The 7165-nt window shown below is 65.6% G+C and carries 8 protein-coding genes; 7 read left to right on the top strand and 1 reads right to left on the bottom strand.

Going from position 1 to position 7165, the window contains the following annotated elements:
- The coding region (locus AC1DJT_RS32130) for an ABC transporter substrate-binding protein (RefSeq protein ID WP_476835657.1) at positions 1-1129 on the bottom strand (1129 nt) is incomplete at its 3' end.
- Between the two features lie 230 nt (positions 1130-1359).
- Here AC1DJT_RS32130 and AC1DJT_RS32125 point away from each other — a divergent pair.
- The 7 genes from AC1DJT_RS32125 to AC1DJT_RS32095 form a co-directional block, all read left to right on the top strand.
- Complete coding sequence (locus tag AC1DJT_RS32125; RefSeq protein WP_441505862.1) at positions 1360-2076, top strand: FadR/GntR family transcriptional regulator; 717 nt, start codon at positions 1360-1362, stop codon at positions 2074-2076.
- Between the two features lie 119 nt (positions 2077-2195).
- Complete coding sequence (locus AC1DJT_RS32120; RefSeq protein WP_476835656.1) at positions 2196-3182, top strand: LysR family transcriptional regulator; 987 nt, start codon at positions 2196-2198, stop codon at positions 3180-3182.
- Positions 3179-4648, top strand: a complete 1470-nt coding sequence (locus tag AC1DJT_RS32115) for an NAD(P)-binding domain-containing protein (RefSeq protein ID WP_441505864.1) — start codon at positions 3179-3181, stop codon at positions 4646-4648. Before AC1DJT_RS32120 ends, AC1DJT_RS32115 begins: the two co-directional genes overlap by 4 nt.
- The gene (locus AC1DJT_RS32110; RefSeq protein WP_476835655.1) at positions 4635-5267 is read left to right on the top strand and encodes a DsbA family protein; all 633 of its coding nucleotides are present in this window, start codon (positions 4635-4637) and stop codon (positions 5265-5267) included. The genes AC1DJT_RS32115 and AC1DJT_RS32110 overlap by 14 nt, the downstream gene beginning before the upstream one ends.
- A gap of 11 nt (positions 5268-5278) precedes the next feature.
- Positions 5279-6247, top strand: a complete 969-nt coding sequence (locus AC1DJT_RS32105; protein ID WP_441489837.1) for a tripartite tricarboxylate transporter substrate binding protein — start codon at positions 5279-5281, stop codon at positions 6245-6247.
- Positions 6238-6735: a tripartite tricarboxylate transporter TctB family protein gene (locus AC1DJT_RS32100; protein ID WP_441505865.1), complete on the top strand. Its 498-nt coding sequence runs from the start codon at positions 6238-6240 to the stop codon at positions 6733-6735. The genes AC1DJT_RS32105 and AC1DJT_RS32100 overlap by 10 nt, the downstream gene beginning before the upstream one ends.
- The coding region (locus AC1DJT_RS32095) for a tripartite tricarboxylate transporter permease (protein WP_476835654.1) at positions 6732-7165 on the top strand (434 nt) is incomplete at its 3' end. The genes AC1DJT_RS32100 and AC1DJT_RS32095, both read left to right, overlap by 4 nt.

Here is a 7165-nt window from a genome sequence, read left to right as displayed (position 1 = left end):
GCTGCAGCTCGCACTGGATGCCGACGGCGGCCAGATGCTGCTGCACCACCTCGGCCGTATCCTTGTGCATGCCGAACTGCGAGGTGGCGAGCAGCGTCGACTGGAAGCCGTTGGCGAACCCGGCCTCGGCGAGCAGCGCCTTGGCCCGGGCCGGATCATAATTCCAGCCATGCGCCAGTTCCTTGTCATACCAGGGCGTGCCTTCGACGATCGGCAGGCCCTCGAGCGGCTTGCCGCGCCCGAAGAAGGCGGCCTTGACGATATCGTCGCGCTTCACGGCATGGGCGATGGCCCGGCGCACGCGGGGATCGTTGAAGGGCGGCTTGGTGCCGTTGAAGAGGATGTCCATGAACGGCCCCTCGACCGAATCGAGCTTCAGCCTGGAGTCGGCCTCGACCGCGGACATCGACTGCCACGGCACATACTCGATCATGTCGACATCGCCGGACTGCAGCGCGGCGAAGCGCAGGTTCTCGTCGGCATAGACGACGAACTTGATGCCCTTCACCTTCGGAAAACCCGGCTTGTAGAACTTGTCGAAGGCGACGAGATCGAGCGAGGTCCCGCGCTCCTGTCCGGCCAGTTTGAAGGGGCCTGCTCCGACCGGCTCGTTCGGCGCCGATTTCCGCCAGATCACGAAAGTGTTGTAGTTGCCGAACCAGCTCGGCAACGTCGCCTGCGGCAGCGTGGTGACAAGCCGGATGGTCTTCGGGTCGGGAATCTCGATGCGCTCGATCCCCTGAAACTGGGTGCGCATATAGGCGGTCGACTTCTCGCCGGCGATCTGCTCGATCGACCACTTCACGTCCTCGGCCGTGACCGGTTCGCCATTATGAAAGACGCAGCCCTGCCGCAGCTTGAAGACCCAGGCGCCATCGCTGTCGCGCGACCAGGACTCGGCCAACTCGCCTCGCAACTCGCCCTTGCTGTCATAGGACACGAGGCTGCGATGCGTGAGCATCTTCACCGTGCCGGCCGACGCCCCGGTGCTGACCCAGGGCTGAAGATTGGGCGGAAAGGCGGAAAGCCCGTAGCGCAGGATACCGCTCGCACGCTGCGCGCGCCCCGGCATCGACATGAACGGCAGGGCAAGCCCGGCCTGGAGGATGGCACGACGCGTCGTGGTCATGAAACGATCTCCCCGCACCGGGCCTCGAAGGTCGCCGGTCCCTTTACAAGTAGCGAGTTGAAAACTTGTCTGTCAACGCACGCCTTGCGTGATTATGCGCCCCTGCACGCTCAAAAATAGCGCGATTCGATAGTCGTAGAGCCAGGTCGCTTTGCAGGTGCAGCAAAGTATGTAAATCTGTTTACAAGTGAACTTGCCAAGTTCGTGATGACCTGGAACAGAAGGCGCCCGTGTCTCACCGCCCGAAACTGAGCGACGTACTCTATGCGGACATGCTTGAGCGCCTCCGGCGCGGCGAAGTCTTCGCCGATGGAAAGCTGCCCTCGGAGAACGAACTGAGCCAGGAGTTTGGCGTCTCGCGGCCGACGGTGCGCGAGGCATTGCGGCGCCTGCGCGATGACGGCCTGATCCATTCCCGGCAAGGCGCCGGCAGCTTCATCGCGGCAGTGCAACCGCAGCTGACTGCGCCGCCGCCCCGCGCTCCCCTGAGCAAGGACGAAGGCATTCGCACGATCTCGAATGTCAGACGCGTCTATCAGTTCCGGATCGCACTCGAAGGCGAGGTTGCCTATGCGGCCGCGCTGCATCGCAGCGAGGCCGATATCGCCGCGATCCAGAAGGAACTCGACGCGATCCACCTCGCGATCAAGACGGGCCGGATCGGCGTCCAGCAGGACAGCGATTTTCACGCAGCGATCGCACGGGCAACCCAGAACCCCTATTTCGAGGCCGCTCTGGCCGCTGTGAGGTCTCAGGTCGATTTCGTCATCGACCTCGCCCGCAGCTTCTCCGTTCTGCAATCGGCCGAGCATCTCGCCATGGTTCAGCGCGAGCATGCGGCCGTCTTCGAGGCCATCCGCGACGGCGACGGCGTCAGGGCGCGCGAGGCGATGCAGGCCCATATCCGCAATGCCCAGGAACGGGTCTTCGACGGCATCCATTTCTGAAGATCCACCGGACGGAGCCTACGGCTCACTCAAGCTGGGGATCGCATTCTCATGCACGCTTTCATGCTTGACGCGCATCATGACATAGTTAGCATTCAAAATGGGAATGGTACCATCCAATGGATCTGCGCCAGCTTGAAGCGTTCGCCGCCGTCATATCCGCCGGGAGCATCACCGGCGCGGCGCGGCTGCTCGGCCGCTCGCAGCCAGCCCTGACCCGGCTGATCCAGGAGCTCGAGGAGACGCTGGGTTTCAGCGTGCTTCACCGCAGCGGCCCGCGCGTCACCCMCACCGAGCGCGGACTGCGCTTTCACCAGGAAGTCGAGCCCGTCATCACCTGGCTTCGGCAGCTGCGCGAGCGTGCGGAGGCCATCGCCGCCGACAAGCCGCGCTCGCTCGAGATCGCGGCGATCGCCTCCTTCGCCGCCGGCATGCTGCCCGCAGCCCTGGCGCGGCTCGGCCAGGATGCCTTGCCGGAACAGGTCCATATTCGTGCGGCGCTGGCCGAGCAGGTCGTCCAGTCGGTCGCGACCCATGTCGCCGAGATCGGCGTGACCAGCCTGCCGGTCKATCACCCCGCCCTCGAAATCCACTGGATCGGCGAAGCACCTTGCGTGGCCGCTATCCGCGCCGACGACCCTCTTGCCGCGTCCGGCACGATTCCGCTCGCCTCGATCGAGGGGCGGCGCCTGATCACGATGGCCAACCCATTCCGCTGGCGCAGACGTGTCGACGTCGCCCTCGAGCAGGTTGGCGTCAGGCCGGCCTCGGTCCTCGATGCCAATACCTCCAACACGGCGCTGATGGCCGCGCGCGCCGGCCTCGGCATCGCGATCCTCGAACCGGTGATCGCCTATGGCATGCCGCTCGAGGGCGTCGCGATCCGCAAGCTCGACGTGCCCATCTCCTTCTTCTGGGGCGTGGTCACGCCCTATGGCCGTCCGTTGACGCCCCTCGTCGAAGGTCTCGTCGGCGCGCTGGAGGCCCTCGCCCGCGAGACGCTGCCCGGCTTCGTCAAACACCCTCCCACGGCACGTGACCGACTCCTGGCCGATATCTTCGGCCCGGCCCCAGTCGCAGCCAGAGCAATCGGAAGAACGGCATGAATGCCGCATTGCCGGCCCCGATGGGCCTCCCCGCATTGGAGCAACGCCTCCGTCAGGACCTTGAATGGCTGGAATGGCCGGCGAAGGACTGGGTGCCGCAGCGCGCGTTCAACGGCCAGCGTGTTCGCGACGTCGTCGTGATCGGAGCCGGCATGTGCGGCTTGGCAGCCTCGGCCGCGCTCAAGGGGCTCGGCCTCTCCAACGTGACCGTTATCGACCGCGCCCCCGCCGGCCAGGAAGGCCCCTGGGTGACCTATGCACGTATGGAAACGCTGCGTTCGCCCAAGCAGCTCACCGGCCCCGCACTCGGCCTGCCCGCACTGACCTTCCGCGCCTGGTATGAGGCGCAGTTCGGCCGCACGACGTGGGACGCCCTCGGCAAGATCCCGCGCGGCCTGTGGATGGACTACCTCGTCTGGTACCGGCGCGTGCTGAGCCTCCCGATCGCGAACGCGACCTCGCTCGACGCGGTGACGCCGCTGGCCGACGACATCCTGGCCCTCGACATCTCGGATGCTGAGGGAACACGCACCATCTTCACGCGGCATCTGGTGCTTGCCACCGGACGCGATGGGCTGGGCGGCCCCTGGGTGCCACCGATCGCACATGGCATCGACCGCAAATTCTGGGCCCATAGCGCGGACGATATCGACTTTGCGGCATTGAAAGGCCTGCGGGTCGGCGTGATCGGCGCCGGCGCCTCGGCCATGGACAATGCGGCGACCGCGCTGGAGCATGGCGTTGCCAGTCTCGATCTTATCGTGCGTCGCAAGGATCTGCCGCGGATCAACAAGTTCACCGGCATCGGCAGCCAGGGCGTGGTGCATGGCTTCGCGGGGCTGCCGGACGACTGGAAATGGCGCTTCCTCGACTACGCGCTGAAGGCGCAGACCCCGCCGCCGCGCGACAGCACCTTGCGGGTCTCGCGCCATGCCAATTCCCGCTTCCATCTCGGCAGCCCGCTGCTCGATCTCGCGGAGCAGGATGGCCATATCGTGCTGACCACGTCGAAGGGCGTGCATCATCTCGACTTCCTGATCTTCGCGACCGGCTTCTCGGTCGATCCCGCGCAGCGGCCGGAACTCTCAGCGGTCGCGCCCTTCATCCGCTTCTGGAAGGATCGCTATACGCCGCCGCCAGGGAGCGACAGCGCCGAGTTGCTGCACGCGCCCGATCTCGGCCCCGCCTTCGAATTTCAGGAGAAAGTGCCGGGCACCTGCCCGGCCCTCTCGCGCATACACTGCTTCAACTATCCCGCGATGCTGAGCCACGGAAAGCTCTCGGGCGACATTCCGGCGGTCAGCGACGGCGCCGAGCGGCTGGCCCGCGGCATCGCCCGCGCACTCTTCGTCGCCGATCGCGAGACGCATTACCGGGCCTTGATGGCCTACGACACGCCCGAACTGCTCGGCGACGAATGGCAGGATGCGGACACCGAGCTGGAGGCCAGCCATGCCGGCAGGTGAGCGCCCGCTGGTCGAGGCCTTCTACGGCATCTCCTCGCCCTGGGCCTATTTCGGCGCGCCCAGGCTCTACGACATCGTCGAACGCACAGGCGCGCGTCTCCGGCTACGGCCGATCCGGATCATCGAAGCGAATGGTGGCATTCCGCTCAGGACCCGCCCCGATCCACGTCAGGCCTATCATGCGGTCGAACTCGACCGCTGGCGCCGCCATCTCGGCATGAAACTCAACCTGAAGCCGCGCTTTTACCCGTGCCGGACGATCGAACTGGCGGCACAGGCCGTGATCACCATCGACCGCGCCGGCCTCKATGCGCGCAGCTTCTCCTTTGCCATCCAGCGCGCGCTCTGGGCGGAAGACCAGGATATTGCCGATCTCGATACGCTGAAGGCGATCGCCCGCGAAACGCTTGGCGAAGTCGCGGTACCGCTCGTCGCCAATCCCCAGCAGCCGACGATTATCGCGGCCTGGAACGACAATCTCGCTGAAGCCGAGCGTCTCGGCATCTTCGGCACTCCCACCTACGCCGTGAACGGGGAACTGTTCTGGGGCCAGGACAGGCTCGGGTTCGTCGAACGCGCATTGCTGACCACCTCTCCAACGCCTGCCCCAGCCCCTTGAAGGAGTCGACCATGAAGTCGTTGTCGATCGTTGCCGCACTAGGAACCGCGCTCCTCTTCACCGCAGCGGGCGCTCCGGCCCGTGCCGACTATCCGGACAAACCGATCGAGATGATCGTTGCCTTCGCGCCAGGCGGCGGGACAGACGTCGCCGCCCGCTCGATCGCCCGCTACATGGAGAAATATCTCGGTCCGGGCGCCCGTATCGGCGTCGTCAACAAGCCCGGTGCCGGCGGTGAGATCGGCTGGACTTCGGTCGCCCAGGGCAAGGCGGATGGCTACACGATCGGCTTCATCAACGCGCCGGCGATCAACGCGCTGGTGGTCGAGGGCAAGTCGAAGTTCAAGATGAGCGACTTCCAGCCCGTCGCCAATCTCGTCTACGATCCCGGTGTCCTGGTCGTTCCGAAGAACAGCCCCTATTCCTCATTGAAGGACCTGGTCGACGCAGCCAAGAAGGCCTCGGGCGCCGTCGTCATCGGCACCTCAGGCGCCAGCGGCTCCTCGGAGCATATCGCGCTCCTGAACTTCCAGCGCCTCGCCGATACCAAATTCACCCCCGCCTTCTTCGGCGGCACGGCACCGGTGCGCCAGGCCGTGCTCGGCGGCCATGTCCCGGCCGCGACGATGAATCTCAGCGAGGCCCTGCAGATCGCGCGCGAAGGCACCATCAAGGTCATCGGCGTGATGAGCGCCGAGCGCTCGTCGTATTTGCCTGATGCACCGACTTTCCGCGAAGGCGGCTATGACGTCGTCGTCGGCGCCTCGCGCGGCATCGCGGCCCCGAAGGGCATCCCGGCCGATGTCATCGCCAAGCTGGAAAAGGCGATCGACCAGGCGCTGAAGGACCCCGAATATCTCGATGCCGCCAAGAAGGCCGAGATTCCGCTGCAATATCTCGCCTCGTCAGACTTCAAAGCTTTCCTCGACCGCGCCTCKACCGATCTCGAGGCCACCTGGAAGGCAACCCCATGGAAGTGACGCCCGAGGCATCTGCCCCGCAGGGCCGGTCGCGAAGCCTCGCAGAAATCGGATTCGCCACCATTCTGGTGGCGACCTCCGTCACGGTGATCGCCACGGCCTCGACCTATCCTGCCGAGAGCGCGGCCTATCCGGTTGCGATCGGCATCGGCATGGCCGTGATCGGCTGCTGGATCGCCCTGCGCGAACTCCTCCGGCGGCAGCGGGGCAATCCGATGCAAGGCAGTTTCGCCGAGCACGCCCCTCGCCTCGCCGTCGGTATCGCGGCGCTTGTCGCCTATTTCGCGGCGGTCAGCCTCATCGGCTTCATCCTGCCGAGCCTCGCGCTCTGCGTGCTGCTGCCAGCCGCCGTCGGTTTCCAGCGCTGGCGCCTCTCGGCCATCGTCGCCGTGGTCTGCGTGGTCTCGATCCTGGCGATCTTCGTCTATGCGCTTGAACGTCCGATCCCGCCGGATGTCCTTTCCCCATTTCTGGGACGGCTGAGATGATCGACGCGCTCCTCCACGCCCTTCCGCTTGTCTTCGCCCCGATGAACATCCTTGCGATGTTCATCGGCCTGATCGCCGGTCTGATCGTCGGCTGCCTGCCGGGCCTGACMGTGGTGACCGGCCTTGCCGTGCTGATCCCGCTCACCTTCGGGCTCGATCCGATGTTTGCACTCGGCATGATGGCCGGTATGTACAATGGCGGTTCCTATGGCGGCGCCATTCCGGCCATCCTGATGCGGGTGCCGGGCACCCCGGCTTCGGTTGCGACCGTACTGGACGGCTACAAGATGACCCAGAAGGGTCAGGCAGCCTACGCGCTTCAGGTGGCGCTCCTGTCCGGCGTCATCGGCAGCGTCCTGTCCTCGATCTCGCTCATCCTGCTCTCGCCGCCGCTGGTTTCCTTCAGCCTCATGTTCGGGCCGATCGAGTA

The organism is Allobosea sp. 05T422_2 (assembly GCF_056396265.1).
This window is presented reverse-complemented; position numbering and strand designations above follow the sequence as displayed.

Excerpts from the sequence above, each read along its gene's own strand:
- AC1DJT_RS32115 (WP_441505864.1), top strand. The coding sequence starts at position 3,179 with ATGAATGCCGCATTGCCGGCCCCGATGGGCCTCCCCGCATTGGAGCAA.
- AC1DJT_RS32100 (WP_441505865.1), top strand. The coding sequence starts at position 6,238 with ATGGAAGTGACGCCCGAGGCATCTGCCCCGCAGGGCCGGTCGCGAAGC.